The sequence below is a fragment of the Bradyrhizobium erythrophlei genome, from assembly GCF_900142985.1.
Taxonomy (GTDB): Bacteria; Pseudomonadota; Alphaproteobacteria; order Rhizobiales; family Xanthobacteraceae; genus Bradyrhizobium; species Bradyrhizobium erythrophlei_B.
In genome coordinates, this window is the sequence record NZ_LT670849.1 from 5,834,694 (window position 1) to 5,861,449 (window position 26,756).

The 26,756-nt window shown below is 59.2% G+C and carries 25 protein-coding genes; 14 read left to right on the plus strand and 11 right to left on the minus strand.

Going from position 1 to position 26,756, the window contains the following annotated elements; all coding sequences use genetic code 11:
• Positions 1–159: 159 nt before the first annotated feature.
• Positions 160–447 carry a hypothetical protein gene (locus BUA38_RS27915; protein WP_072823036.1) on the minus strand — a complete coding sequence of 96 codons (288 nt, stop codon included), beginning with the start codon at positions 445–447 and terminating at the stop codon, positions 160–162.
• A 1,340-nt stretch (positions 448–1,787) separates the two neighbouring features.
• Here BUA38_RS27915 and BUA38_RS38850 point away from each other — a divergent pair.
• Positions 1,788–2,069: a DUF6894 family protein gene (locus BUA38_RS38850; RefSeq protein ID WP_072823039.1), complete on the plus strand. Its 282-nt coding sequence runs from the start codon at positions 1,788–1,790 to the stop codon at positions 2,067–2,069.
• Here BUA38_RS38850 and BUA38_RS37170 read toward each other — a convergent pair.
• On the minus strand, positions 1,996–2,349 hold the full coding sequence (locus BUA38_RS37170) for a hypothetical protein (protein ID WP_172806103.1): 354 nt from the start codon (positions 2,347–2,349) through the stop codon (positions 1,996–1,998). The genes BUA38_RS38850 and BUA38_RS37170 overlap by 74 nt on opposite strands.
• Before the next feature lie 403 nt (positions 2,350–2,752).
• Between BUA38_RS37170 and BUA38_RS27925 the strand changes: the two genes are divergently transcribed.
• Positions 2,753–3,217 carry a hypothetical protein gene (locus tag BUA38_RS27925; RefSeq protein WP_072823041.1) on the plus strand — a complete coding sequence of 155 codons (465 nt, stop codon included), beginning with the start codon at positions 2,753–2,755 and terminating at the stop codon, positions 3,215–3,217.
• 11 nt (positions 3,218–3,228) lie between these two features.
• Positions 3,229–3,561, plus strand: a complete 333-nt coding sequence (locus tag BUA38_RS27930) for a cytochrome c (RefSeq protein WP_172806104.1) — start codon at positions 3,229–3,231, stop codon at positions 3,559–3,561.
• Positions 3,562–3,910: 349 nt separating this feature from the next.
• Here the strand turns inward: BUA38_RS27930 and BUA38_RS27935 are convergent, their stop codons facing one another.
• The 7 genes from BUA38_RS27935 to BUA38_RS27965 form a co-directional block, all read right to left on the minus strand.
• On the minus strand, positions 3,911–4,576 hold the full coding sequence (locus BUA38_RS27935; protein WP_244553069.1) for an ABC transporter permease: 666 nt from the start codon (positions 4,574–4,576) through the stop codon (positions 3,911–3,913).
• A 101-nt stretch (positions 4,577–4,677) separates the two neighbouring features.
• The gene (locus BUA38_RS27940; RefSeq protein ID WP_244553070.1) at positions 4,678–5,514 is read right to left on the minus strand and encodes an ABC transporter ATP-binding protein; all 837 of its coding nucleotides are present in this window, start codon (positions 5,512–5,514) and stop codon (positions 4,678–4,680) included.
• A 36-nt stretch (positions 5,515–5,550) separates the two neighbouring features.
• Positions 5,551–6,579, minus strand: a complete 1,029-nt coding sequence (locus BUA38_RS27945) for an ABC transporter substrate-binding protein (RefSeq protein ID WP_072823045.1) — start codon at positions 6,577–6,579, stop codon at positions 5,551–5,553.
• Positions 6,576–7,118, minus strand: coding sequence for a (2Fe-2S)-binding protein (locus BUA38_RS27950; protein ID WP_072823047.1), 543 nt, complete (start codon positions 7,116–7,118; stop codon positions 6,576–6,578). Before BUA38_RS27950 ends, BUA38_RS27945 begins: the two co-directional genes overlap by 4 nt.
• A complete protein-coding gene (locus tag BUA38_RS27955) occupies positions 7,105–7,998 on the minus strand; it encodes an FAD binding domain-containing protein (protein WP_072823049.1) in 894 nt (297 codons plus the stop codon). The genes BUA38_RS27950 and BUA38_RS27955 overlap by 14 nt, the downstream gene beginning before the upstream one ends.
• Positions 7,995–10,382 (minus strand): xanthine dehydrogenase family protein molybdopterin-binding subunit, encoded by a 2,388-nt coding sequence (locus BUA38_RS27960; protein ID WP_072823051.1) that lies wholly within the window; start codon positions 10,380–10,382, stop codon positions 7,995–7,997. Before BUA38_RS27960 ends, BUA38_RS27955 begins: the two co-directional genes overlap by 4 nt.
• A 95-nt stretch (positions 10,383–10,477) precedes the next feature.
• Positions 10,478–11,758 (minus strand): MFS transporter, encoded by a 1,281-nt coding sequence (locus BUA38_RS27965; protein WP_072823053.1) that lies wholly within the window; start codon positions 11,756–11,758, stop codon positions 10,478–10,480.
• On the opposite strand from BUA38_RS27965, the gene BUA38_RS27970 reads away from it, so the two are divergent.
• From BUA38_RS27970 to BUA38_RS27990, 5 genes are all read left to right on the plus strand, one after another.
• Positions 11,757–13,100, plus strand: coding sequence for a M20 family metallopeptidase (locus tag BUA38_RS27970; protein WP_083587799.1), 1,344 nt, complete (start codon positions 11,757–11,759; stop codon positions 13,098–13,100). The genes BUA38_RS27965 and BUA38_RS27970 overlap by 2 nt on opposite strands.
• A gap of 21 nt (positions 13,101–13,121) precedes the next feature.
• Positions 13,122–13,805: a GntR family transcriptional regulator gene (locus tag BUA38_RS27975; RefSeq protein WP_083587800.1), complete on the plus strand. Its 684-nt coding sequence runs from the start codon at positions 13,122–13,124 to the stop codon at positions 13,803–13,805.
• Positions 13,806–13,962: 157 nt separating this feature from the next.
• Positions 13,963–14,760 carry a dihydroorotate dehydrogenase electron transfer subunit gene (locus BUA38_RS27980; RefSeq protein ID WP_072823057.1) on the plus strand — a complete coding sequence of 266 codons (798 nt, stop codon included), beginning with the start codon at positions 13,963–13,965 and terminating at the stop codon, positions 14,758–14,760.
• The gene (locus tag BUA38_RS27985; protein ID WP_072823059.1) at positions 14,747–15,736 is read left to right on the plus strand and encodes a dihydroorotate dehydrogenase; all 990 of its coding nucleotides are present in this window, start codon (positions 14,747–14,749) and stop codon (positions 15,734–15,736) included. The genes BUA38_RS27980 and BUA38_RS27985 overlap by 14 nt, the downstream gene beginning before the upstream one ends.
• A gap of 71 nt (positions 15,737–15,807) precedes the next feature.
• Entirely contained in the window at positions 15,808–17,295 is a 1,488-nt protein-coding gene (locus BUA38_RS27990; RefSeq protein ID WP_072823061.1) for an amidohydrolase family protein, read from the plus strand.
• 427 nt (positions 17,296–17,722) lie between these two features.
• Here BUA38_RS27990 and BUA38_RS27995 read toward each other — a convergent pair whose 3' ends face one another.
• Both BUA38_RS27995 and BUA38_RS28000 read right to left on the minus strand, forming a co-directional pair.
• Positions 17,723–18,667 carry an acetamidase/formamidase family protein gene (locus BUA38_RS27995; RefSeq protein WP_072823063.1) on the minus strand — a complete coding sequence of 315 codons (945 nt, stop codon included), beginning with the start codon at positions 18,665–18,667 and terminating at the stop codon, positions 17,723–17,725.
• A gap of 54 nt (positions 18,668–18,721) precedes the next feature.
• Positions 18,722–20,254, minus strand: coding sequence for an amidase (locus BUA38_RS28000; RefSeq protein WP_072823065.1), 1,533 nt, complete (start codon positions 20,252–20,254; stop codon positions 18,722–18,724).
• 365 nt (positions 20,255–20,619) lie between these two features.
• On the opposite strand from BUA38_RS28000, the gene BUA38_RS28005 reads away from it, so the two are divergent.
• From BUA38_RS28005 to BUA38_RS28030, 6 genes are all read left to right on the plus strand, one after another.
• Positions 20,620–21,561, plus strand: a complete 942-nt coding sequence (locus BUA38_RS28005; RefSeq protein WP_072823067.1) for a helix-turn-helix domain-containing protein — start codon at positions 20,620–20,622, stop codon at positions 21,559–21,561.
• A gap of 361 nt (positions 21,562–21,922) precedes the next feature.
• Positions 21,923–23,152, plus strand: coding sequence for an ABC transporter substrate-binding protein (locus tag BUA38_RS28010; RefSeq protein ID WP_072823069.1), 1,230 nt, complete (start codon positions 21,923–21,925; stop codon positions 23,150–23,152).
• A 199-nt stretch (positions 23,153–23,351) separates the two neighbouring features.
• Positions 23,352–24,218 (plus strand): branched-chain amino acid ABC transporter permease, encoded by an 867-nt coding sequence (locus tag BUA38_RS28015; protein WP_072826489.1) that lies wholly within the window; start codon positions 23,352–23,354, stop codon positions 24,216–24,218.
• Positions 24,215–25,258: an ABC transporter permease subunit gene (locus BUA38_RS28020; protein ID WP_072823071.1), complete on the plus strand. Its 1,044-nt coding sequence runs from the start codon at positions 24,215–24,217 to the stop codon at positions 25,256–25,258. The genes BUA38_RS28015 and BUA38_RS28020 overlap by 4 nt, the downstream gene beginning before the upstream one ends.
• Entirely contained in the window at positions 25,255–25,977 is a 723-nt protein-coding gene (locus BUA38_RS28025; RefSeq protein ID WP_072823073.1) for an ATP-binding cassette domain-containing protein, read from the plus strand. The genes BUA38_RS28020 and BUA38_RS28025 overlap by 4 nt, the downstream gene beginning before the upstream one ends.
• Positions 25,977–26,681, plus strand: a complete 705-nt coding sequence (locus tag BUA38_RS28030) for an ABC transporter ATP-binding protein (protein ID WP_072823075.1) — start codon at positions 25,977–25,979, stop codon at positions 26,679–26,681. The genes BUA38_RS28025 and BUA38_RS28030 overlap by 1 nt, the downstream gene beginning before the upstream one ends.
• Positions 26,682–26,756 lie beyond the last annotated feature (75 nt).

Consider the following 26,756-nt stretch of genomic DNA (forward strand, 5'->3'; position numbering starts at 1 on the left):
AGTTTTCGGAGGGCGCGCACGTGAACTCCACCCTTAAAATTCGGACATCAGAGCCAACCCTGATCGAAAAGATCAAGGCTGAACTCAAAAAGCGTGCCGAGGCAAAGGCCAAGCGGATGTGGCTGAGAAAGCCCAAAACGCTGGCGAGACGTTAAGGGGCTAGTGGATCAGCTCATCAGTATCGACAGTCTCTTTGAAAAGCGTCCTCAGCAACCGCCATAGCTCGCGGTGCCCAGCAGTTTGGCCGCCCTGCTTGAGGTAATCTGCAATATCCATCGTCGCCGTTTGGATCTCAATCGCGCCCGCAACGGTCACGTCTAAATGTGCCATTTCGCGCTCGACATATAAATTCTTCGCGTCCGTATCGAAAACTAGCGTGCAACAATCCAGATTGGTGATCTCAGGGCCTGTTACCTGACGATGCAGTTCTCGTCTTAAGAGAGCCATTTGATGCTCCTGTCAGAAGTGCTGACTTAATCACTATCAATCATACCACGCGGCAGCGTTCTGCCATCCTCGATCAACTTTCCTCGCGCATACGAATCCTACCGTGCTCGCGCTCTCTGATGGCGCCCGCTCAAGGGAGTCACCTAGGGGGACAGCCCTTGAAGAAGCGGAAGCGCTGAACGGCGCGGCGGCGGCAAATTAAAAAGAGGCCGCCAACTGAGGCGGCGGTTCACGGTAGGAGAACTACGGGGGACGGAGCTTTGTTCTCCGGCCGGAGAACTACGGAGGGCCGCCAACTGAGGCGGCCTTACTTTTTGGTACTTGGCGATGCGCCAGGTCGAAGGGGGACGGTTCCTATCCCCGGCAAAATTACTGACCGCCGGTGACGATGGTGAACGATTGATCTCACACCGTAACCAACGGCAAAGCCTGCACCGAAGATACCGACCAAGACGAGCAGCGCTTCAAACATGACCGCACCCACAGCACTTTGCGTGGCGTGCTGCACAACAAGGGACGGGTATGGGTTTAGCTCCTATTTTAGAAATCAAATTAGGACACTAACTTTAAACTAGGACACCGGGGGGTCAAATACGGACAGTACCCGCCGAACTACCAGCAGGCTTCATATTCCATCCAAGCGCGCATTGTCTTGGCATTGCAATCTTCGGCGCGCTGTGTTCGCCGTCATGACGAGCATTTACTTCCTGATGTGAGGCCGCTTCAGTTGGCGGCAAATCACAGCGCCAGGCGATGGGATGATCTTGGGGCTCTGAGTTATCGGCGGAAATGCCGTGAATAACGGGGATAAGCCTCCAATTACACTTAAACACCCGGGCGCTGTCACCAAAATGAAGCAGACCGTCCGAACCGGAGGTAACGGCGCATGCCCGCTAAACCCCGCGACGTGGCTGATCGTATTTCGTCAGCGAAGTCACCTGAGGTTTTCGTGCTGTCCTTAGAGGAAGCACGAACCAAAGCTCGCGATATAATTAGTGGAGCTTCGGACAGCCGGTTCGTGCCGATTGTCGAAAATTGGCGTCAGCTTTCAGATGGGCGTATCCAGTTCTCGGTCCGCGCCCTTCGTTTTTCCGAATGAAAAGCGAGCGTCAAACCGGGCAACAGCAACGTAACTCTTTGCGACCGAGGGTCTGTGTCACGACAGTGATCTCCGTTGGCACTTGGATCCCGCTGCGGGTAGGGATCTTCGCCACGAGGTTCCGATCCAGCAGCAATCCTTAGGCGCACAAGTGCACAATCTGGGAAGAAGTGGCCCCCAACCCTTTGGGAACAGTTTGCGGTTTTGCGTTCTTTATCTGTTTTAGCGATCGGAGGCTGCAATGCCGCGGTTTCATTTCAATTCCCTAACTGGCGACATGTTTTTGCCTGACCCTGAGGGAGAAGAGCTTCCGAACCTTGACGCAGCTCGCGACGTTGCCGAGCAATCGGCGAGGGAGGCGTTGATCGAAGCGGTCAAGACCGGCGACACGGCGCCCGATTGCATTCTAGTCGCGGACGACGAAGGGAACGAGGTCGCGACCGTTTTTCTCAAGGACTTGCTCGATGCTGACGTTCGCTTTCTATCACCGACCGCTCGACGATCGCGCAACCAGCATCGATAGCCAGCTTGAACACGGCCTTCAGCTGCCCGTCTGCGAGCACCTCTTCCGCAGCATTGAAATCGGGGTCAAGGCGCCAATCTAGGCCTGCGCCAGCCGAAGGAAGGTTCGCCTGGCTGAAGGCATAGGCAACGCGTCCCAAACGCTTGCCGTTAGGCCATCGCTCGATAAATTTTTGGAGGCGGTTCATTTGTTGCCCGACCTTCGCATCGTAAACGCAACAAGGGTAATCTGCAATGTCGGCGAATTGACTGCTATTTCCCACGTTTCGTTCGTTTAGCAAGCCTTACCCCAGCTCCGTCGACGCCGGCTTTCAAGCAGGCGAGTTGTCTCGTACCTCTCCGAGGGCTTGCCGAGGACGGCGTACAGCCTCAATCTGGCTGTCTAGGGGAGGTGGCCCATGCCAGATTTCCGAATTATCGATGGCGGTGGTCCCGACAAGGAAGATCGCGAGCTACAGCAAGCGCGCGAACGGGCCAAAAGCGATGTCGAGCGCACGGTTTGCGAGCCCCGTAACCGCGCAGATCGGTTAGCACGACGGTGAAGAGTTCGCGCGAGGCCCGCATTGCCGCGGGATCAAAGCTGGCACAGGGCAAAGTCGTAAATGCTCGCGACGCCACCGCAGTGGTGGGGTTCATTGAAGGTCGATCTGCTCTTCCGAGAATAGCAGAGGTCCATTTAACGAAGTGCTGGATCAGCCTGACACCAACTACTGGACGGCGACTGGCTACCGTGTGCCCGATACGCCGCATAACACCGTCAAGCTCGACGAGGCCGGCTTCAAATTGGTGCCTGTGACCCGCAATGCTCCACGATCGTTCATCACCAACATTCACGACGGCGCCAGTATGTCGGCGGGAGTGCCGACAACGGCGCGCGGCATCGCCTTCGGCGGCGACTGCGGTGTCGCGCGCGTCGGCCTATCGATCGATGATGGCAAGAGCTGGCAGCCGACCCAGCTTGGTGCCGATAAGGGCAAATACGGCTTTCGGCTATGGCAGGCGCAGTTCACGTTGCCGGCGCGTGGCCCCCACACGTTGATGGTTCGTTGCACCAACACGAAGAACGAAGCGCAGCCCGATTTCCGTGTCTGGAATCCAGCCGGCTACATGTTCAATACGGTCGAAGCCACTCGCGTAGTCGCGACCTGAAGAGGCCAAGGATGTTGCGTCCAATTCTGCCGATGATCGCCGCTTTGGGCGTGGCCCTTTCACTCTATCCAGTCGAGGCGGCGAGCGTCACCGCGTTGAGGTCGCTCAAGCTGGACGTCCCGACCAGCGACGCCATGTTTCCGCCAGGTCCGGGATCGGATGCCATCAACAACAATTGTCTTGCCTGCCATTCCGCCGATCACGTGCTGAATCAGCCCTCGCTTTCCAGAGAGGCCTGGCAGGAAGTGGTGAACAAGATGATCACGGCGTACAAAGCTCCTGTGAGCCCTGAAGACGCCAAAGCGATTGTCGACTATCTGGCCCGCACTAAAGGGACCCCGTAAGTCTGCAAACCGGTCCGCAAGCATTCCACTGGGCTGAGGCTGGTAATGAACCGGTAGGCTTGTCCGACGGTCGCAATGACAGTCGATTCGCCGTGCAGTTCGATCTTGAACGACGCTCTCAATAGAGTGTGAGAATCTGATGCGCGAGTCATACGAGCATTGCTCGGCAATACCCCGGTGGAGTACGCCACGTCCAGCCTTTCCTTGAAAAAGCCGACGCGAAGTGCATATCTTCGCTCTCTCGAGCGGTCAGCCAATATGCGAGCGAAATATCCGTCGATTAGGTTTCGTGCGGCAACTGATAAGGTTTTGTGTCTTTCCTTATCAGTGGCCAATTGGTCCGGCAAGGTCATGTGCGCATCGCCCATCCAGCGAAGCGCCATTCTAGCACAGCCGCAGCTGCGTACATGATAATGCCCATGCCGGCGATAACGAGCAGCGCCGCGAAGACCAGGGGAACGCGAAAAGTCGCGCTAGCGCTCATCATCAGGTAACCGATGCCAACATTTGATGCCACGGTTTCCGAAATGACTGATCCGACAAATGCAAGCGTGATGGCAATTTTAAGCGACGCAAAAAAATAGGGCATGGAGCAGGGTAGGCCGACCCGGAATAAGATGTCGGTTCGGCTGGCTCCCAGCGAGCGCAGGACGTCGCGCAACTCCGGCTGCATCGTCACGATCCCGGTCGCAACGTTCACGGTGATCGGAAAGAAAGCGACGAGAAACGCAGTCAATACTGCCGGTACGAAGCCGATTCCAAACCACAACACCAGGATCGGTACGACGGCGACCTTGGGAATCGAATTAAATCCGATCAAGAGTGGATTGAGCGCGCGATACAATAGGGGCGAGCCGCCAACGATCACGCCGAGGCCCGCGCCAAAGACCACTGCCAGGGCGAAGCCAAGCAGCGTGGTGACCAGCGTGTGGGAGGCGTTAAGCCAGATGCCGTCCCGATATTCGAGCAACGACCCGATCGCGGCACTGGGAGTGGGAAGAATGAAGGGCGGCACGTTTAGGAGCCGGCAGCCGAGTTCCCAACTCAGGAAGAAGCCGATCGTTGCAATCCAGGGGCTGGCGCTGTAAGCGGCGCGCCGTATCGTACGTTTGTATTTCATGTGCCTTGCCTCGCGCGGCTGACGTGCGCGCGCAAATCATGAACGTATTCGACGAAACGTGGCGTGAAGATCGCGTCTTGCTGCCGTGGTCGGGATAGATCGATGTCGGTCGTGTAGATGACGCGGCCCGGCCGGCTGGAGAGCACATGGACCCGGCTGGCAAGAAAGACAGCCTCCGGCAGATCGTGCGTCACCAGAAGAATGGTGAAGCCGCGTTCGATCCACAGCGTCTGCAGCACGTCCCATAACTCCTCGCGTGTGAAGGCATCGAGTGCGCCGAATGGTTCATCGAGCAACAGGATTTCCGGCTCGTGAATGAGAGCGCGGCACAACGACACGCGTTGCTGCATTCCGCCCGATAGCTGCCATCCGAAGCGATCTTCGGTCCCCGTGAGCCCTACCTTTGCGAGGAGCGCTTTAGCGCGTGCAACGAAGGGCGCGCGGTCTTGCCGGAACGCGGTTCGGTGCGGCCGCACCACCTGGATCGGCAGCAATACGTTCTCCAGCACCGTTCGCCAGGGCAGCAGCGCGGGATTCTGAAAGGCCATGCCAACCGTCTTCAACGGCCTGACGACGTCGACCCCGTCAACCGTGACATGTCCGGAGCTGCGCGGTGTGAGCCCGGAGATCAGCTTCATCAAGGTCGACTTTCCGCATCCCGAAGGGCCGACGACCGCTACGAATTCGCCGCGTGCTATCTCGAGGTCGAAGCCCTGCAGGGCCAATGAGCCGCTCTCGTCTTCTTCGCCATAATGCAGGCTTGCGTTTGTAATACGCACGAACGGTGCCTTCATCCCGGCGCCAGGGCCCATTGCCGCAGCATTCGTCGTCATTTGCGCACTCCCGTGCAGGCCCGCACGCACAGATCGTTATTGAATAATCCTTAGTTCACTCCGCGGCGGCAGATACTGATCGGTATACACTTCCGACGCCGGCGGAACCTTGTTGATGCCGAAAGCTTCGGCGACGTCCTTGACTGAGCCTTCCAGCCGCGCCGGCTCGACATTGCTTGCCCCGTTCTTCAAGACATTTTCCGTGATCATCCGATAGTCGAGCGACATCTTGATGCGGTCCTTCTCGACGTCCGCGCTAACCAAAGGATCCCGTTTCTTAATCGAAGCGACCGCATCGGCAGGGTCCTTTATCATTGCATTGAAGCCATGAACGGATCCGCGAATAAAGTTGCGAATGGCTTCCGCGTTGCGCGCGGCAAACTCCGGCTTCACGACCACAGCATGGCCAAGCAGGTTCACGCCGAAGTCGATGTACGCCATGGTTCGGATATCCGATGGCTGCGCACCGATATTCTGCAGGTTCAGCATTACGGTGGTCAGATGGCCCGTGATCGCGTCGGCCTCGCCACGAACCAGCAGCGGCTCGCGGAGCTCCGGTGACACATTGATCCACTTGATTGACTTCTCGTCGAGCTTATTAGCTGCTGCGAACAGCGGGAAAAGCTGACGGGTGGCATCACCCACGGGAGAAGCCAATGTTTTTCCGGTCAGGTCTTGCGGTGTCTTGATCGGGCTCGAGGCCTTCATCTCGATCGCAAGCGCCGACTTGTCATCGACCATCATCACGGCAATGAGTTTGTGATCGGGATTCTGGTCGTTGAAGCGGATCATGGAATAAATGTCGGCAAAACCCAGATCGTACGCTCCGCTCGCGACCTTCGCGACCGTATCGCCGGAGCCGCCGCCACGATCGACAGTGACATTCAAGCCCAGTTTTGTGTACGTGCCATCGTCGACCGGCATGGTGAACATTGCATGCTGGCCCTGGAACGACCAATCCAGGATGAAGCGAATGTTTGTTTGCGCATGCGCCGGCGATACAAAAACGACGCCCATCGATAGCAGTCCGATCAATGCAACAGTGATACGCCGGCAGATGATCATGTCGAATCTCCTTTGCCCTGGAATTGCTGGCTGCCCGAACTCTTCGCCGCTCCCTTGCGAAGTAGTGCCGCTCCGGCCTCGACGGCATCGACAATCGCATGATAACCCGTGCAGCGACAGTAGTTGCCTGACAGGGCATCCCTGATTTGCTGGCGTGTCGGCGACGGCTCGCGTTCCAACAGTTCCGCGGCTTGCAAAATCATCCCGGGGGTACAGAATCCGCATTGCAACGCGGCGCGCTCGTAGAATGCGGCTTGCAACGTTCGAACCGCTGCCGTCGGCTGACTCGTCTCGATGGTGACAATTTTTGCGCCGTTCGTCTGCACAGCAAGCATTAAGCATCCTCGCACGACGCGGCCGTCAACGACAATATGGCAAGCGCCGCAGACGCCGTGATCGCAGCCCACGTGGCTGCCGGTCAGACCAATCTCGTGTCGGACGAAATCGACGAGCGACTGCCGGACCGACACGCGCGCTTCGACCGCATCTCCATTGATGGTGCAGGAAATCTCGGCGCTGGGCTCGTCATAAGCATTCATGACTGAGGCTCCGTGCCATATCAGGATGGGCGAGATCGCGCACGACCCGGGCCAGGAGTTCGCGCACGACGTGCAAACGATAGGCCGGCGACAATTCTCCCCCGGTCAGAGGCTCGATGACGTCCGCGACCGCGGCTTTGGCGCGCTGGATGTTTTCTTCGTCAGCGACGTTCGCGCCGATGAAGATCTCTTCCAGCTCCGGAATCCGGCGGGGTGATTCCTCGACCCCGGCGAACACGATGCGGCATTCGGTGACTTTGGCTTCGTCACATCTTGCCGCGAACGCCAGCCCCGCGATCGCGAAATCGCCTTGCCGCCGCGCGATTTCATCGAACCGAAAGCGCCAAAAGGAGTCTTCAATCGGAAAGTCGATCCGCGTGATGATCTCATCCTCCTCCAGCGCCGTACTGTAGATCCTCTTGAAGAAATCCGACGCGGTAATTTTCCTCTCGCCGCGGTTGGATCGGACGACGATTTCAGCGTCCAGGCACACCGTGCAGGCCGGGAGTTCGGCGGCCGGATCGGCGAGGGCCAAACTACCCCCCAACGTACCGCGATTACGAATGGCTTCGTGCGCAACGTGCTCGAGCGCTTGCGCAAGCAGCGGCAGGTGCAAGCGCACGTGCGGCGATCTTAAAACGTCGTTGTGCCTCGCGCGAGCCCCGATCGATATCTGGCGACCGTTACTCGATATGGTATCGAGATCGGGAATGCGATTGATGTCGATGACGATGGCCGGCTTCGCCATGCGGAGATTCAGGATCGGTACCAAGCTTTGACCGCCTGCGAGCACGGCGGCGTTGGATTTGTGTTCGTCCAGGAGATCCAGCGCCTCTGTCAGCGACTGCGGGCAAGCGTATTCGAAACGCGGCGGCTTCATTGTGTGTCGTCCGGCGGGAGCGAGCCGATTGCACGAAGTACGGCTGCGGGTGAAATCGGCAAGGCATTGATGCAACCGCCAAACGGCGCGAGGGCGTCGTTGACCGCGTTCAGGACGGCGGCCGGCGCGGCGCAGGTCCCGGCTTCCCCCGCACCTTTCGCGCCAAGCAGTGTGCCGGAATACGGCGTTTCCACGTGGCTGATCGTGATATCCGGCAGATCGGCCGCCATCGGCAGTAAATAATCCGCGAGTGTTCCGCTGCCGAACTGGCCGTCTTCGGTATATCGGCACGCTTCGTACAAAGCTTCACCGATACCTTGAACGACGCCGCCGCGAATCTGCTCGTCGACCAGCAGTGGATTGATAATCCGGCCACAGTCTTCGACCACCCAGTGTCTTAGAGGACGGACTAACCCGCTCGCTTTATCGACCTCAACCAGCGAAGCTTGAATTCCGTTTGTCGGCAAGAACGGATCGCTATCTCGACCCCAAGTATGAGATGCCGTCAGTTGCGGCTGCGTTTCGGGAGGCAAATCGAATGGACGAAAGACCGCCGTATGCGCCACGTCGCCAACGCTCAGGCGGTCGATTCCGCTGTCACGATTAACGACGCGGCCTGCCCGCACGTCGAGGGCCTCGGGATCGGCCTGCAACATCTTCGCAGCGACCGCGAGGATCTGCTGCTGCAGCTTCCGGCCCGCACGCCACGCTGCCTCACCGGCAATGGCAGCGCCGCGAGACGACCAGGCGCCGCCACCGTAAGGCGCCGACGCCGTATCTCCCAGTCCGACACGCACCCGATCTGTGGAAATCCCCACAGCATCGGCGATAATCTGCGCGAGACCTTGCTGTATGCCCTGGCCGATTTCAGAGGCCGATGCCTGAGCCCGCACATGCCCGGTTGGATCGAGCGTCAGCACCACAGTGTCAACCGAAGCGACCGGGACGCCCGCGCGGCCATAGGCCTCAGCTCCCGTGGCCGTGAACTCGACGAAGCTCGCCAGGCCCAGGCCTACGATGCGGCCCTGGCTGCGCCAGGTCTCGATCCTGTCGCGCATCTCGTCGTGCCCGATGAGGGCGAGCAGGCGATCGAGGCAGGCGTGATGCGACAGGTCGATCATACGCGCACCCGCGGGACTGATCCACGGCATCATCGTGCGGTCGAGAAAATTGCGCCGCCGAAACGCGATCGAACTTTCCCCCCGTACGCGCGCCGCTTCCTCGACTAGGCATTCGGTGATGGCGGTGGCGATGGGATGGCCCACTGAGCGGTACTGTCCCGTCATCACCTTGTTCTGCAGGACGGAGCGCAGCCTGGCCGAATAGTGATCGAACCGATAAGGACCGCCAACGGCACGCAATGTGCTCATGGCTTCGGCGGTACTCGACCTTGGATACACGGAATATGCGCCCAAACCCTGAATATCGTCGACTTCAATGGCCGTGATAATGCCCATCTCGTCGATTGCCATGCGGCCTTCGATGATGTGCTCGCGTGCGTGTACGTCCGACAGCATGCTTTCGATGCGATCTGCCACGAACTTGACCGGACGGCCGAGCAGTTTGCTGGCGGCGCAAACCGCGATCTCTTCGGGATAAACATGCATCTTGATGCCGAAGCCGCCACCGACATCCGAGCAAACGACGCGTACGTCAGGCAGCGACATTCCGAGCAATTCGGACACGTGAAGCTGGAATTGGTACGGCATCTGATGCGAGATGTGCACCAGCATTGCATTGGCGGCAGCGTCGTAACTCGCCAGGATTCCACGTGTCTCGAGCGGAACGCCGGTTTTGCGGGCGAAGTCCAGGCGCTTTCGGACGACATGCCCGGCCTTGGCGAAGGCGCTCTCCGGATCGCCTGCGCCCTGCTGGAAGGTCCAGCAGAGGTTATTCTCGAGATGGGGATGGGTTCGAACGCCTGGATCCGATGCAGCGGTCTCCAGCGATGTCACGGCCGGCAATTCAGACCAATCGACCGAGATGAGTTCGAGCGCGTCCTCCGCGATGGCGCGCGAACGGGCGATCACCATCGCGACCGGCTCGCCTTGAAACGCTGTCCGGTCACGCGCGAGAGCGCGTTGCTCGGGCGACACCATATCGGGGGCATTACGCAACACGCACTTCCACGATGAACACACTTCATCAATGTCGTCGGCCGTTAGAACCCGAACGACCCCTGAATGAGCGGTGGCCGCGGCAATATCCGTGACGGCGAATGATGCGTGGGGATACGGGCTACGCAAGAAGGCGGCGTAATATTCGCCCTTCATGCTGATGTCGTCGAGATAGCGGCCTCGGCCGGCAACCAGCCGCTTGGTCGCCGCGCGCGGCATCGGCTGTCCGACGGCGGTGCCCCGTGTTGCGATAGGTGAAGGCTGCATAACCTGGGTGATCTGAGCTTAACCGGTTCTCGAATGTACTGGTCCGCGGAGCGCGAAACTGCCCGCGCTCGGCGGACCCAAAAGTCGTCGGCTGGTCAGTTCCTCAGCGCAACGCCCCGCGTCTCACGCAGGATCAGCAACGCGGTGAGGAACACGATGCCGTACGAGATCAACGCGAAGATGCTGATCGCATTCGACAACGTCGTCATCGCAGTCATCGCACCGACGGCATACGGGAAAAGGCCGCCGACCGCTCGCCCCGCATTGTAGGTGAAGCCGACGCCGGCGCCACGCGTACGCGTGGAAAACATCTCGTTCAAGCAAGCCATCAGCGCCGAATAATAACCGACAGCGAAGTAGCCGAGCGGGAAGCTGAGCATCAGCACTTGAGGATCGGAAAGAGGCACGTGCGTATACACGTAGACCGCAGCGGCGGCCGCCGCGGAGAAGAACAGGAAAACTGGTCGTCGTCCGAAACGGTCGGAAAGCCAGCCGCCGGAGACGTATCCGACCCAACAGCTGAAAATGAGAGCCATCAGGTAGGGCGTGGACGCCAGGATCGTGATCTTTCGCTCAGAACGCAGGAATTGGGGGACCCATGTCATCAGCGCGTAAAAGCCGCCTTGGGCGCCAATCGTGAGCAGTGATCCCGTGACCGTGGCGCGAATATTGGAAGGTGAGAACACCTCGATAAAGGATGCCGTCTCTTTCTCGCGCGCCTCACGAGAGATTGCGGGTTCCTCCACGTTGCGGCGAATAAAAAAGATCAACAGCGCAGGTAGTGCGCCGACGCCGAACATCACGCGCCACGACATGTCCAGCGAGAACAGGGTAACGGCGAGCGCCTGCACCAGAAGGGCAAGCCCCCAGCCGACAGCATAGCTCGACTGGTAAAAGCCCATGGCGCGGCCGCGGTATTTGGCCGCAACGACTTCCGACAGGACCACGGCCGCGACTGCCGCTTCGCCGCCGAATCCAACGCCGAGAACCATCCGCGCAAGGGTGAGCTGCGTCACGTCTTGTGCAAAGGCCGACAGCAGGCTGCCGAGAGAAAACAGCAGGATGGTGATTTGCATGGTGCGAACGCGCCCGATGCGGTCCGACAGGTAGCCGCTGAGCCAGCCACCCACGGCGCTGCACAGAACGGTCACCGAGACGATGCCGCCCATTGTCTTCATGTCGCTGTGCAGAGCGGTCGCCAACGTTCCGATCGCCAGCGGAAACAACATGAAATCCATGCCGTCGAGGGTCCAGCCTCCCGCCGCGGCCCAAAAGGTCCGACGTCCCTTGACGTTCATCGTTCGATAGAAATCCAGCAGCGAAGTGTCCGGCGCATCCGCCGCGACCATCCCCTTAACCTCAGTCGCGTCACTCATGGCCGGCGATCTCCCCCGATCGTTATTGAGCGTTGCAGTCGCCAGGGCGACCTTGGAGCCCGTCTCTGCGAAAAACTTCACTTCACCATTGCAACGGATAATAGTATCATTGTATCCAATTTTGGGTGCAAGCGGAAAATTTGCGCAAAGCCCGCCTTGCGATGCAGCATTCGGTGAAGTCTTGGCATTTGACCATCTTTCCCAAGAACGACTGGTCTCCCTGTTGACGACCTTTGTTGCGTATCCAAGCCAGCAATCGGAGCTTCAGGAGAGCGATCCGGCCGTCAGATCCTTCATTCGCGATTGCGCCGCGCCCCTATTGGAGGAGATGGGCGCGCGTTTTAGCTACGACCAAATGGGCAACCTAGTACTTGATGCGGGCCCGAAGGGGACCGGGCGTTCGATCCTGTTCGTGGGCTATGCCATGACTCATCCAGGCGCCGCCATGAGCGATCCGTTCACGCCCAAGGTCATCGAGACCGCCAGGGGCCAAGCCGTGCGCGGGCGGGGCGTCGCGGAACAGAAAACCGCACTCGCTGCATTGTTTGGCGCCCTCGGTGCGGCTCTCGCCGAAGGTCGGCTAGAAGGGCAGTTGATTTTTGCGCTCACGACGGCAGGGGAAACCGGCCGACACGATGCGGTTGCGAGCGTCATGCAGATGCTGGCCGATAAGCCGGCCTGTGCCGTCGTGTGTATCGGGACCGACAACCGTGTTGCCATCGGCAACAAGGGGCGTGTTGATTTCGATATTTTCGTCCACGGCAAAGCGTCGCACAGCTCGGCGCCCTGGAATGGCGTCAACGCCATCAACGGCGCGCAACACGTGCTGCAGCAGATTGAGGCCCTCGATCTTGACGTTGCGGACCATCCCGCCTTCGGACCCGCAACCCTGACGCCGACCGCGATCGACAGTTCTCCGAAAGCCACGCACACCGTGCCGGACACGGTGCGGATGACGTTCGATCGGCGCCTTCTTCCGGGGGAGTCTCCGGAAGCCGCGTACGAGGCGATCCGTGGCCGGGTGTCGGTCGACAGTCCGTGGTCGCTGAGCTTCAGGCGCGGACCGGTCATGTTTCCCAACGAACTGGCGCTCGACGGGCCCTTGTTCAAAAAACTTCACACCGCCTTTTCGCGGGCTGGGCAGCGAGAATTGGCGTCTTTTCACTGTAACTTCGCGCTTGATGCCGGCTATTTCTCACGTAACGGCATTGAAGCTGTGATGCTCGGCCCCGGCGAAGTCGATCAATTTCATTCCAACGAGGAACAAGTCCTCGTCGCCGATCTCGTTCATATGGCAAACGTCTATTATCAACTGATTCGCTGCAGCGTCGGGCCGTCATAGCCCTGGAAAGTTGGTCGACAGATGGCGCAGGCAAAGCTGGTTCCTCCCCCCTGGACGCCGTCATGGACGGTCGAGAACAAGACGCTGTCCGCGGTCGAGCAGGCTTACAACTACATTCTGGAAGGCATTCTGTCCGGTGCGCTTGCGCCCGGCATGCGCGTCCCGAGCGAGGCTGTCGCCGAAGCGCTGCACATCAGCCGGATGCCGGTTCGCGATGCCTTGCGGAGGCTCGAGGGGGACGGAGCCATTACGATCTACGCGAACCGCGGAGCCACGGTCGCGGAATATTCGCACGACGAGGTGATTCAGCTGATCGAAATGCGCGCGGTGCTCGAAGCCCTCGGAGCGCGGCTGGCGCTGCCGAATATAGGGCCGCGCGAAATCGATGAGATCATGCACCTTAAGCTTCGCATGGAGCGCTCGGCCGACGATGTCGCCCATTGGATCGCGTTCCACGATGCGTTCCACAATTACCTGACGTCGCTGAGCAGGCGTCCGTTGTTGGTGCGGCAGACCGAACGCATCCGCATGATGCTGCGTCCATATTTCCGCAGGCACCATGTCGAGACCCATGAGCTGGAAATCCCGGGTCATGAACACCAGAAAATCGTCGACGCTGTTTATCGAGGAGATCCGGGCGAGGTCGAGCAGACGGTCCGCGCGCATGCGCTCGCCAATGTCGAGAAGATCGCCAAGCTCACCTGACCAGGTCCTTCCGAGCCACTCGTCGGAACCCTCTTCTTGCCGCAAACCCCGCTTGGCTCCCGCCGGGCCGATCTAAAAACCATTGCGGAAGAGCCAGCCCGGTCTTGATTGGCTACTAAGATAATTGTATCCAATATGGGAGCCGCTGGAGGCGAACTTGCTGCAACAGGTCAATGCGCTCGTCACCGTCAACCGCCCCCTCGCGGGCGATTACTGGCTGATCGAATTGGAAGCGCCGTCCATCGCGAGACAGCTTTCGCCGGGCCAGTTCGTTAACATCCGCATTCCCGGCCTCGTCCCGTTCCTGCGCCGGCCCTTCAGCGTTTATCGCGTCAACCAAGAGCGCACGCGGCTGCAGGTTGCCTACAAGATGCTGGGCGAAGGCACCCGCCTTATGACTACCGCCTTCAGCGAAGGCGGCTTCTGCGACGTCATCGGTCCGCTCGGCAAGGGATTTAGCCTGCCTGAGCAAGCCAAGCGAATTGCCGTCATCGGCCGGGGGATTGGTATCGCGGCCCTGCCGACTCTGGTCGACCTGGCGGCGACACGGAACATCGATGTCCACGGCTTCCTGAGTGCGCGCACCCCTCCCAACCTGATCGGCGCCGACATCTTCGCGGACCATGGCTTCCCGGTCGAGACGCATGTGGATGGTGATCGGAATGTCGAACTCGTGACCGATCTTCTGCAGGCGCAGATATCGCGCACATCGTTCGACGCAATCTACGTGTGCGGGTCCAACCGGCTCACGCGAGCGGCACATCGGTTGGCGCAACAGGCCGGGATTCTTTCGGAAGTGGCGATGGAGCAGCATATGGCGTGCGGCTTCGGGGACTGCCACGGATGCGTCATTGCGGTAAACACCGATCGCGAATCTACGGAAAAGGCCTGGCGCGAAGTTTGCCACCACGGGCCGGTGTTTCAGACATGGGAGATCATCAATGCCAGCGCCTGATCTGTCGGTCACCATCGCCGGAATAACGATGAAGAATCCGCTCACGGTGGGATCCGGCACCTACGGTCATCACGGGCGGTTCAGCCAGTTTTTTCCCGTCGAGGTGATGGGCGCTCTCGTGCCGAAGACCATCAGGACCTACAAATGGCCGGGCAATCCGGCGCCGCGTCTGCATGAAACGCCTGCCGGGCTGCACACATCAGTCGGCATCCCCTGCAATAGCTGGGAGCACTTTCTTGCTCACGACGTCCCGATCCTGGAGGCTCAGAAACTTCCCGTCATCCAGAGCGTCATCGGCCGCACCGAAGATGAATATGTCGATATCGTCGGCCGCTGTTCGGATCTCGGGATCTTTGCAGCGCTGGAACTCAACCTGTCGTGCCCCAACCTGAAGCAGGGCGGCCTCGACTTCGGATACGACCCGGATGCCGCCTATCAAGTCGTCGAGCGCTGCAAGCAGAGATCCGCGGTCCCTGTATTCGCCAAACTGGCGCCCGACTATTCCTCGCTGGTTCCGGTGGCGCAGGCGGTGGAGTCTGCCGGCGCGGACGCAATTTCAATGATCAACGGGCCGCGCGCGATGTGCATCGACTATCGCACTCGCAAACCGATCATCGGCAACAAGATCGGCGCGCTCGGCGGCCCGGCTCTGAAGTCGCTGGCGGTCTACATGATCTGGGCGGTCTATCGCGCGGTCAAAATTCCGATCATCGGAATGGGCGGCGTCGCTGACTTCCGCGACGTCATTGAATTCATGGCGGCAGGCGCGCGCGCAGTGGCCTTTGGCACCGTCAATTATGTTGATCCGCTGGCACTTCCGCGCGCGCTCGCGGATTTGACCAAGTACCTTGAAGAGAACGGGGTCAGCGACGTCAACGAACTGGTCGGTGCAGCGCATGACGAACCCCGCGCAATCGCGGACATCCCCCAGGTGGATGCCGCCAAGGCAGGCGTCCCCCAGAAAGTCGTAGCCTGAGCGCGCTCTGGCCTGATACGGGTAGCGATGACTCGTAAGCACAAAGGCCGATTTTGATGCCGGCGTCTCCCATGCTCATTTCGCGCGGCCGCGTCCTCGACGTGGACGGAGATCTCGACCGGCCTGCCGTCTCGGATATCTTCATCGAAAATGGGCATATCGTTGCTGTTGGCGCGGATGCTGCAAAAGCGGCAGTGCAACGCGCAGAGGTTACCAAGATCGATGCCGGCGATAAGCTGGTCATTCCCGGTCTCATCAATGCGCACTACCACTCGCATGACACCATGTTGCGTGGTCTGTTCGAGCAATTGCCGCTCGACGCATGGATGCTTTATTCCGGACCCGGCAATTATTCGCGCCCGTCGCCCTCCCGGATTGGGCTTCGAACAATGCTGGGCGCGGCCGAATGCTTGCTCAATGGCATTACGACCGTGCAGGACATGCCGGCGATGTCGCAAGCAGATCACGACCAGATCAACGCGATCGTTGCAGCCTACGAACAGAGCGGCATTCGCGTGGTCCTCGCGCCGCAGATTTCCGACCGTGCGCCCGTCGAATGCGTGCCATACTGGCGCGGCCTGCCGGCGGCCAGCGATCCTCTGCTCGCGAACGGGGTCAATGTTCGCGACTACAAAACCCTGATCGAGGAGCGCGTCGGCAGCGTCGACATGGCGCGGCTGAGCTGGGCCATCGGTCCTTCGGGTCCACAGCGCTGCACTGATGATCTGCTGTCGTGGACGGCAGCGGTGGCGCGACGGCACGGTCTTCAAATATTCACCCACCTCTATGAAGCCCGCTCGCAGGCGGTTCTTGCGCGCCAGCTTTATCCGCAAGGCTCGCTGCTCGACCACCTGGCGAAGTTTGGCCTTCTTGGGCCGCATCTGACAGTCGCGCATGGCGTCTGGATCAGCCGACAGGAAATCGAGCGTTTCGGTGCCGCAGGCGCCAATGTCGTCTGCAACCCCATCAGCAACCTGAAACTGCTGAACGGCTTTGCACCGGTGGTCGAATACGCCAAGGCAGGCGCCAATATCGCGCTCGGCTGCGACAACTGCAGCGGAAACGATGCGCAGAACATGTTCCAGGCAATGAAGGCGTTCGCGCTCATGTGGGGGATGTATTCGGGGGCAGGCGAAGAGGGGGCCGCACGCTCTGCTTACAAGGCAGCGACCATCGGAGGTGCACGCGCCTTGAAGAAGGCCGATGAGATCGGCCTCGTGCGGCCAGGCTACCGAGCGGATCTGGTCCTCATCAATCTCACCGATACGGCCTACCGGCCGTTAAACAGCGCGGTAAAACAGTTGGTGTTCGGCGAAAGTGGAAAGGGCGTCGACACGGTCATCGTCGACGGGCGCGTTGTAGTCGAAAAAAGCAGGCTGACGACTATTTCGGAAGCTGAACTGCACCGATCGGCTGAAGCTTGGCGTGCCGAACTGTCCGTTGAATCCATGCGTGTCTCAAAAAGAAATGAAGGATTTCTTCGTGATATCCTTGCGGCATATGAAGAAGCGAATCGTTACCCAATCGAGTTCGACCGATTTCTGCTCCGTCAACAGTGAGTGGAAAGGCGTAGTGGCAAGCTATCGTACAAAGCTAATGACGCACTTCCCGGAACACGTCGGAAACGGGTTAGGCACTTGCGCACACGGAGTCAGTCCGCAGCTCGATAAGCCTTCGTCTGAAATGTAGCGTCCGATTATATAAGTTTTGCGTCTTATCCGTTGTCGCCACTGGCAAGCCTTTTAGCAAAAACCTTATCAGTTGGCCGTTTGTGAAGCGGCGCGACTTGATTACATCGGTTTGACGCTGCGCCGTTTCCGTGGACATTGTTGAAGACCTCCCTGGGGGACGAGTCGCCCAAGGCCGCGCTCCTGAACCGATGGCGAAACTGTTGATGACGATCGTGGCGAGGCTGAGGAACGTGTTGCCTATATTATTTTGTGTCAAAGCCCAGCCGATTGGTGCCTGTTCGCACCATGTCCTTAGTCAGGCCAGAATGGACTTCGGCAGCATGCAGTGTGCTCCCTTTGCTAGGTTGACCATCTGGGTCACACGGATGTCCGCGGCGAGGCTGCATAGCGTGTAGGCGTCCGTTTTCGATAGTCCGCGCACTTCACCGATCCATGTGATCATGTCGCGGAGCGCCTGCCGCACGGCATCGTCGAGATCCTCATCGAAACCCATGGTGATGTAATGCGTCGGGGTTTCCGCGCGTGGCGCAGTCAACTCCTTGCCCTTGAGCACGGTGAATTTGAAGCGACCGGTCAGCGCCGTTTCAACGGCGGTAATGCAAACTTCGCCGTCACCCTGCACCCCGTGGCCGTCGCCGACAGTGAATTGTGCACCCTCATTGAACACTGGAAAATAGACCTTCGTCCCGGCAACCAGTTCCTTGTTGTCCATATTGCCGCCCATCGCTCGCGGAACAATCGAAGTGATGCGTCCCCAATTGGGCGGCGGCGCCACGCCCATCACGCCGAAGAATGGTTTGAGCGCCAGTTTTCCGCCCCACGGGAGCGTCACCGTCTTGGCCTGCTTATCGATGGGAAGAATCTTCAGGACGAAGTCGGGAAAGTCGTCGGGTATGGTGCCGAGCAGGGGAATGATCAGGTTGAAACCCCAATTCTGCCGCAGGATCACGTCCAGAATGTCCACCGCGAGGACATCGCCCGGTTTGGCGCCTTCGACATGTATCGGCCCGGTCAGTAAATGAGGCCCCTGTCCGCGTTCGGCCGCTTCCAGGATCGGACGGTGCTCGGAAAGGATCTCGAAGGTGCTGTCATTCGGCAGGTGCGGCGGTTCGCCCGAAACAGTGTCTATGACTACCTCGCTGCCGGAAGCAACGCTGGTGATCGCCGGAGTCGAAGGATCGAAAAAGCCCCATTTGACAGTCTGTGGCGTCGCCGCCACCTTGATCGCCGTATTGTCCATCCTGTGTCTCCTTGGGTTTTATTGAAATCGGCGGACCGCTGTATGAAGCCCCGATCAGCGTTTGGCGTTCGACCCCATCGACTGCCAATGACAAGCACGCTCAAAGGCGTGGGCAGCCCGATACAACGTCGATTCCTGCCAGTGCTTGGCGACCAGCATCAGGCCGATCGGGCGGCCGCCTTCTCCGAGACCACACGGGATCGAGATCGCGGGATGATGGGTGATGTTGAACGGGCAGGTATTGGTGATTTGCTCCCAGCTGTGTTGCATCAGGGTTTGCAGCGGGGCGTCGGCTGACGGAATCTTGGAGGCCATCATCCGCGTCGTCGGCATCAATAGCAGATCGTATCCACTGAGCGCCTTGTCATAGGCCGCGCGTAATCTTCGGCGAAGATTTTGCGCCTTGAAGTAGTAATAGCCCCGATAATATTTGTCGGTGTAGGCGCCGAGCAGCATGCCGACCTTGACGGTGTCGGGCAATTCGTTGGCGCGTTCGCGAAGCGAGCCCAGCCGGCCGGCGAGCGAGACTGGATAGACGCCTTCGATGTTGCGGGGCAGGGCGCTCTTTATCATTCCGTGATACGTGCCCTCGAGCGCGATCGCCGACCAGATCGGGACGCCGATCAAATGCCATGGAATCGATATTTCCTCGATTAGTGCGCCGAGGCCTTGCAGCACTTTTGCCGCCTCCCGTACACCCGCATCGACATCGGGATGTGAATCGTATTGGCCAAATCCTTCCTGAACGACGCCGATTTTCATGCCGGCAATCTCTTGACCGATCGCCTTGGTGTAGGTGTCGAGTTTCAGACCGGCTTGCCGGGAGTCGTAGCCGTCCTCCCCAGCCATCACTTCCAGAAACAGTGCATTGTCGGCGACCGTCGCGGTGAGCGGTCCAGCATGATCGATCGTCGGATCCATGCCCATAATGCCGGTATAGGGAACAAGGCCCCAGGTCGGCTTGATACCCACGACGCCGGAGAGCGATGCGGGTATCCTGATTGAGCCGGCCTGGTCGCCGCCGGTAGCCATATCGACCTCGCCGAGCGCAACCAATGCACCGGAGCCGGTCGAAGACCCGCCGGGAGTATGGCCCCAGGCGCGCGGGTTATGAACCGGACCCGATGTACTCGTGGCCGCGCCACCGGAGAAGGAGAAGTATTCGCAAACCGATTTGCCGATGATCTCGGCGCCGGCGTCGAGCAGCCGCGTGATGACCGGAGCATCGAATTCCGGCACATAGCCCTCCAGCACCGATGCGCCGTTTGTGAGCGGAACGCCAGCGAGGGAATAGGTGTCCTTGATGGCGACCTTCTTCCCGGAGAGTTTTCCATTGCTTGCGCCCCTGATCTGGGCCTTCACAATCCAAGCGCCGTGCTTGTTCTCTTCGCCTTCCGGCCGATAATATCCGCTGCGCGGATATTTGATCTCGGGGACGTCGTCCGCGAGCGAAGTGATAAGCCGATAGCCGTCGGCAAACGGCTTGATGAAGTCGATGACGGAATCGGCATAGCTGTCGGTGACGTCGATCCCCAGGGCGTCGCCCAGTTTACGTACCTGTTCGGTCGAAGGCATTTTAAAAGTCATCAGGCTTTCTCACTCTAGAGTGGATGCTAAGGCGGCGATCAGCTCGACTTCTTGAACGGCTCCCGACGCCGATCTCGTAGTGACCTTCCTCCACCAGGGAAGATCAAGGATTGGATCGGGCGTCCGACTTCGATCAGTGTTACGCAGGCGGGTCCGGCGCTTGGTCGAATTTGCTCGCGGCCATTTTTCGGTAACACACCGACGGGTCAGCCCGCTTGGTTGGCCCTGCCTGATGCTTGCCTGTGTGCGCCAATGTTCGTCATTGATCTCGGCGGCCGCTTGTCCATTTTTTCGGCATGGGATGGCACATCTCTTGCTTGAATAGTCCGATATCCGAGGGCGACGATCTCGATCGGAGAATTTCGATGCTGAGTGCCCAGAATATTGTCGGGGTGAGCCGGTGCTTTGAGCAATGGCATCACGCGACTTGCCACAATTATTCGATTACTGATTATCGGCGAACCGGCCGGGGAACTTTCAGTGGGTATATCTCCGCGCGATCGTTTGGCGCGCTTACCGTCAGTCAACTTTCGTCTTCAGCTTCCGAAAGCCGAATTGAGGTCATTCGCGGTTCCACGGAAATCCGCGCGGATCCGCGTGATCACTTCATGCTGTTGCTTGTTTATTGCGGCGATGTTGGATTAGCGCAAAGTGGACGAACGGCTCGTGTTCTGAATGGCGACATGATCATCTATGATCAGGCGAGGCCTTTCACGATGGAGTTTGGTGCGGATACGCGTCAGATCATCGTTACGATACCACGGGCGCTCATGACTTCCCGCGTACCCGATGTGGAGCGCTTCACTGCCCGGCGGATCGCGTCGGCGTCGAAACTCGGAACGCTGACGGCGACGGTGGTACGTCAGCTGGTCGAATTGGAACCTTCGCTAGACGAAGACGTCGCGAACCGGGTGGGAGCTTCTGCGCTTGACATCCTGGCAACGACCCTCGATGTGGAATTTTCGGGAGATGCGGAGGGAAAAGGCAGAAATCATGAGCGCCTCGCGCGCGTGAAGCGCTACGTGGTCGCTAACCTGCACGATCCGGAAATGACGGTCGACAGTATCGCCACGGCCCAAAACCTGGCGCCGCGCACGCTGCACCGGCTGTTTTCCGCCGAAGGCACAACACCCATACGCTGGCTGTGGCAGCAGCGTCTTTCCGCGAGCTACAAGGCGCTCGCTGAAGGACATGTGAGACATGTCACCGATGCCGCGCTGAGCTTCGGCTTCACCGATCTTTCTCATTTTAGCCGGGCATTCAAGAAGACGTTTGGCCATGCCCCGCATACGCTGGCGCGCCGCTGATCGGCTTCAATCGTCGGCGATCCTGGCCGTGACGACGAAGGTGCTTGGAAATGTATTCGAGCAACACGCCGGGATCGGCAATCACACGTTAGTTTCGACCCGTGCGGATCACGCTGGCCCGTGTCCTATGGGATGAATCGAAATGGGCTGAACCTCAGTGGTAAAGAACGTTCGATTGGCAACCACAACCAATACTTTGGCAGTTCGAGGCAAGCGAGAGCGACTACCGCCGCGCTATCATAACAATCAATGAACCGGAATTTCATGGTTTCGCAGGTCAGGATCGGCGCCGCAGCACGATACGATTCCGCGACGGAGCGTTGTGGCAGATGATCGGCAAATCGCAACGAGGAGAAATACCATGGGTATGAGCCGCAGAGCGTTATTGAAGGGCGGAGTAACCGCGACCGTTTTCGCGCCTGCGCTGGTCCGGCATGCCGCGGCGGCTGATCCGATTGTCATCGCGAGTATGTACGATCTTTCCGGGGGCCTCGAAGCGTCTGGCAAGCCGATGTACGACGTCCTCAATTTCGCGGTCAGTGAAATCAACGAGGCTGGCGGTCTGCTCGGCCGCGAGATCAAGGTCGTCAGCTTCGATACACAGACTAATATGCAGCTCTATGCCCAGTACGCGCAGGAAGCGGCGCTTAAGAATAAGGTCGCAGTCGTGCATGGCGGAATTACTTCCGCTTCGCGGGAAGTGATCAGGCCGGTGCTCGATAAGTACAAGACGCTGTATTTCTACGATATGCCTTACGAAGGTGGCGTTTGCGATCGCAACATCTTCATTGACGGGGTGACGCCCGCGCATAATACCGAAATCCTCGTCGAATACGGCCTCAAGAACTGGGGGAAAAAGGTCTACACGCTCGCCGCCGACTATAATTACGGCCAGATCACCTCGGACTGGGTGAAGAAGTACGTTAAGGATGGCGGAGGCGAGGTGCTCGGCACGGAGTTCTTCCCACTCGATGCGACGAATTTCGGCAGCACGATCTCGAAGATTCAGGCAGCCAAACCTGACTGGATCATGACGATCCTGGTCGGCGGCGGCCCGATTTCGTTCTATCGTCAGTTCAACGCAGCCGGTCTGTCCGGGAAAATCCCGATCGCATCGACGACTTTCTCGGGCGCCAACGAGCAACTTGTTCTCACACCTGAAGAGAGCAACGGTGTCGTTGTGGCCTACAACTATCTGCAGACGCTCGACAACCCGGTCAACAAGGACTTTCTCAGGCGAGTCCGCGCCAAATTCGGTGCCGACTATCCACCCATCTCCGATCTGACGATGGCGAGCTATCAGGGAATGTTGCTCTGGGCTGCCGGAATCAAGAAGGCAGGTACGCTGGATCGGGAAAAGGTGATCGAGGCGCTCGAAAGCGGGATCAGTATAGATGCTCCGAGTGGATCCGTGACGCTCGATCCCCAGACCCACCACTGCGTCTTCGATGTTCATCTCGCCAAGATGCAGGACAAGCAGCCGGTTCTTATCGAAACCTTCCCGCAGCGCAAGCCTGCCGATACGGCGGCGGTATGCGATTTGAAGAAGAATCCTCGCGACGCCAAGCAGTACATCATCAAGGTGATGTAGGGCGTTTTCGAGCGAAGTGGATACCGGTTCGCGAAGAAAACGCGTCAAAGCAAAAGACTGGAGCCGGGGTTTTATCAGAACCGAGGGCTCTAGCAGCGAAAGGCGCGGGGCGTTCGCCGCGTGGCGGCGCCCCGGACGGAGACCGCTCGCGATCTGCCGCCAGCACGACGCGATGGCGTATTTGCGGAGTAAACTGACGTTGGATCTAGCAATCGTTGTCGGGATTGACTTCATCTATGCCGTGGCGACGCTGGCGCTGATCAGTGTCGGCCTCGCCATCGTTTTCGGCATGATGCGCATCATCAATCTTGCCCACGGGGAATTCATGGTGATGGGCAGCTACAGTGCGGCGGTTGCCGTGCACCATCACATCAACATCTGGATCGCCATTCTCGTGATCCCGCCGATTGCGGTAGCGGTCATTGGCGCCGTCATTGAACGTCTGATCATACGGCATCTTTATGGGCGCATGGTCGAAACCATGTTGGCGACCTGGGGGCTGAGCCTCTTCATCGTCGGCGGCCTGACCATGGTGTTCGGCGATATCACCGAAGGCGTGCCGACGCCTCTGCGGGGAATCACCATTGGCGCCTACCAGGCGAGCGGTTACAGCTTGTTCGTGATCGCCATGTCGATCGTAACGATCATCGGTGTCTATATTATATTGCGCACCAGCCGGCTCGGGCTGTTAGCGCGCGGAACGATGCAGAACGCGGAAATGGCCGCGGCGCTCGGCGTCGACACTTCGCGAATCTATGCCGTGACATTTGCGTTCGGCGCGGCGTTAGCGGGACTGGCCGGCGGCATACTCGCGCCCGTTTCAGGCGTCTTTCCCAATATCGGCGGCTCGTATATCGGCCGCGCTTTTATTACTGTCATCGGCGGAGGGCCGGCGGCGCTGGTCGGCACCATCTCAGCTTCGACCCTATTTGGCGTCATCAACCAGCTTGCGACGTTTGCCAGCAACCCGGTCTACGGCGAAGTGGCGCTGCTTGTCGCGGCGATCATCCTAATCCGCCTGTTGCCGCAGGGGATCACCGGCCGTTATTTCCGGGGCCATCTATGAAAGCGTGTCTTCGCTCAAATGCCGGTCTCGTTTTCGTCGGCGCCGTTGGCATCTTGCTGTTGGTCGGTCTGCCCCTCGTGCTCGATCTGTACACCTTGTTGCAGGTCACGCTGTATGTGATTTTCGCGATCCTGGCGCTCAGCCTTGCGTTTATTTGGGGCTATGGCGGCATTCTCTGCTTCGGCCATTCCGCGTTCTTCGGGCTGGGCGCCTACGCCTATGCGGTAAGCGTCATCAATATCGGTGACAGCACCTTGCCATTCGTGATCGCGATGGCGATGCCGGCCCTGTTTGCGGCCGCACTCGGCTATTTCATGTTCTATGCGCGCATCAGCGACGTCTACGTCGGCGTCATCACACTGACGGTCACGCTGATATTTTACAATGTGGTCAACTCGACAGCCGGACCGCAATATCACATCGGCGAAGCCGTGCTCGGCGGCTTCAATGGCATGCCGAACGTCCCATCGCTCAATATTCCATTCCAGCCGGACGACACGCTGGAGCCGGCCGGTATGTTCTCGTTCTGCGCCGCGATTTTGCTGATCGTCTATTTTGGATTGCATGCCCTGCTCAGAACGCGATTCGGACGCGTTCTCGTTGCCGTGCGCGAGAACGAGCAGCGCGTCGAATTTCTCGGCTACGATTCGCGCTTGCACAAGCTGATTGCCTTTTCGATCGGCGGCGCCATCGCCGGCCTCGCCGGATGTCTTTTTACGGCGTGGGGAAATTTCGTCAGCCCGACCTCTTTTAGCGTGGTGCAGTCGGCGCAGATCATTATCTGGCTGATGGTGGGTGGGCCGGGAACACTGCTCGGTCCGGTGATCGGCGCGATGGCGATCTCCTGGCTAACGGTCAAGATCGGGACGCAGCAAGTGGTCAATGCCAACATCGTACTCGGCGCCATTCTGCTTGTTTTCGTCCTTCTAGTGCCCAAGGGAGTCGCGCCGATGTTCACCGAGCGGCTGGTTCCACGGCTGGTGTCGCTGCGCCGTCCGGCGGCTTCGCCACGACATGTTGCACGCGAGAGCAAGACATGAGTCCGCCACTGATCGAAACCCGCGGACTGGTCAAGCATTTCGGCGGGGTGCAGGCCATCCGCGGTGTTGACTTCGTGCTTGCTGAAGGTGAGCTGCGCTGCCTGATCGGCCCCAATGGGGCCGGCAAGAGTACGTTTTTCAAACTTCTGACCGGTCAGATCAAACCGACCAGCGGGGCAGTACTGTTTCGCGGTACCGATATCACCGCGTTGCAGGCTCATGAAATTGCCCGGCTGGGCATCGGCATCAAGACCCAGGTGCCGAGCGTCTTCAATGGCCTCTCGGTGCGTGACAATCTCTGGATCGCCGCGGCGCGTCACAACCAGGGAAAGGCCATCGCGCGAATGGTGGACGCGCAAATCGAACGGCTTATGCTCGGTCGTTTTGCCGATAGCCTGACCGGGCAACTTGCCCACGGTCAGCGCCAGCGCGTCGAATTGGGTCTCGTGTTGTGCGGCGAGCCGAACCTGATTTTGCTTGACGAACCGGCGGCTGGAATGACCGAGGAAGAGCGGGGCCGGACCGCCGAGCTCATTTGCGAGATCAACCGCGACCATCCGCTGATCGTCGTTGAACACGACATGTTCTTCATTCGGACCATCGCCCAACGCATTACAGTGTTCAATCAGGGCGCGATCATGCTGGAAGGCGATGTCGACCAGGTATTTAGCAGCCAATCGGTGCGAGACGTCTATCTCGGCAAAAAGGTAGCGGCCTGATGCTCAAAGTCGACAACCTCCACGCCGGCTACGGGCGCATCCCCGTACTATCCGGAATCAGTTTCAGGGTGGCCGAGCATGAGGTGGTCGGCGTGCTCGGACACAATGGAATGGGCAAGACCACCCTTCTCAAGACATTGGTCGGGCAGGTCCCGCTCACCCGCGGCAAAATTCGTTTGGATGACGTCGAGATCGGGAATTTGTCCTCGTTTCGCCGGGTCCGCGCCGGCGTGGGCTACGTTCCGCAAGGCCGCGCCATCTTTCCGAATTTGACCGTGTCCGAGAACCTGCGGATGGGGTTCATCGAGGACGGAATCCATTCCGAAGATAACGCTGTCAAGGATGTGCTGGCGCGTTTCCCCCGCCTCGATTCCATCGTTGATCGCGCAGGCGGAGCGCTCTCGGGTGGTGAGCAACAGATACTGGCGCTGGCGCGTTGTCTGTGCGGGCGTCCCAAACTGCTTCTGCTCGATGAGCCGACCGAGGGAATCCAGCCTTCGATCGTGGAGGAAATTCTGGAAATCCTGATCGGCCTGCACCGGCATCAGGGGTTGGCCATTGTCGTTGTCGAGCAAAACCTCGACTTCATCAGACACCTTTCCGACCGGGTCCTGCTGATTGAAAAGGGCACGATCACCGGAGAGGTGTCCCCTGAAGCACTGGGAGAGACGCACGAACTCGGTGCTTACGTTGCCGCCGAGTGATGAAACCTCGGGACGAATTAACGCCTCGTTCCGAAGTCCGCAACGCCAGCTGTCGCTGGCGCAACAATCGCGCCG

Bases quoted from the DNA above. Each gene is read 5' to 3' on its own strand.
- BUA38_RS28030 (WP_072823075.1), top strand. From the start codon at position 25,977: ATGCTCAAAGTCGACAACCTCCACGCCGGCTACGGGCGCATCCCCGTA.
- BUA38_RS28025 (WP_072823073.1), top strand. From the start codon at position 25,255: ATGAGTCCGCCACTGATCGAAACCCGCGGACTGGTCAAGCATTTCGGC.
- BUA38_RS27915 (WP_072823036.1), bottom strand. From the start codon at position 447: ATGGCTCTCTTAAGACGAGAACTGCATCGTCAGGTAACAGGCCCTGAG.
- BUA38_RS28010 (WP_072823069.1), top strand. From the start codon at position 21,923: ATGGGTATGAGCCGCAGAGCGTTATTGAAGGGCGGAGTAACCGCGACC.
- BUA38_RS27965 (WP_072823053.1), bottom strand. From the start codon at position 11,758: ATGAGTGACGCGACTGAGGTTAAGGGGATGGTCGCGGCGGATGCGCCG.
- BUA38_RS28020 (WP_072823071.1), top strand. From the start codon at position 24,215: ATGAAAGCGTGTCTTCGCTCAAATGCCGGTCTCGTTTTCGTCGGCGCC.
- BUA38_RS28005 (WP_072823067.1), top strand. From the start codon at position 20,620: ATGCTGAGTGCCCAGAATATTGTCGGGGTGAGCCGGTGCTTTGAGCAA.
- BUA38_RS27950 (WP_072823047.1), bottom strand. From the start codon at position 7,118: ATGAATGCTTATGACGAGCCCAGCGCCGAGATTTCCTGCACCATCAAT.
- BUA38_RS27985 (WP_072823059.1), top strand. From the start codon at position 14,747: ATGCCAGCGCCTGATCTGTCGGTCACCATCGCCGGAATAACGATGAAG.
- BUA38_RS27970 (WP_083587799.1), top strand. From the start codon at position 11,757: ATGGCCGGCGATCTCCCCCGATCGTTATTGAGCGTTGCAGTCGCCAGG.
- BUA38_RS38850 (WP_072823039.1), top strand. From the start codon at position 1,788: ATGCCGCGGTTTCATTTCAATTCCCTAACTGGCGACATGTTTTTGCCT.
- BUA38_RS28000 (WP_072823065.1), bottom strand. From the start codon at position 20,254: ATGACTTTTAAAATGCCTTCGACCGAACAGGTACGTAAACTGGGCGAC.
- BUA38_RS27945 (WP_072823045.1), bottom strand. From the start codon at position 6,579: ATGATCATCTGCCGGCGTATCACTGTTGCATTGATCGGACTGCTATCG.
- BUA38_RS27955 (WP_072823049.1), bottom strand. From the start codon at position 7,998: ATGAAGCCGCCGCGTTTCGAATACGCTTGCCCGCAGTCGCTGACAGAG.
- BUA38_RS27975 (WP_083587800.1), top strand. From the start codon at position 13,122: ATGGCGCAGGCAAAGCTGGTTCCTCCCCCCTGGACGCCGTCATGGACG.
- BUA38_RS27960 (WP_072823051.1), bottom strand. From the start codon at position 10,382: ATGCAGCCTTCACCTATCGCAACACGGGGCACCGCCGTCGGACAGCCG.
- BUA38_RS27940 (WP_244553070.1), bottom strand. From the start codon at position 5,514: ATGACGACGAATGCTGCGGCAATGGGCCCTGGCGCCGGGATGAAGGCA.
- BUA38_RS27990 (WP_072823061.1), top strand. From the start codon at position 15,808: ATGCTCATTTCGCGCGGCCGCGTCCTCGACGTGGACGGAGATCTCGAC.
- BUA38_RS27930 (WP_172806104.1), top strand. From the start codon at position 3,229: ATGTTGCGTCCAATTCTGCCGATGATCGCCGCTTTGGGCGTGGCCCTT.
- BUA38_RS27995 (WP_072823063.1), bottom strand. From the start codon at position 18,667: ATGGACAATACGGCGATCAAGGTGGCGGCGACGCCACAGACTGTCAAA.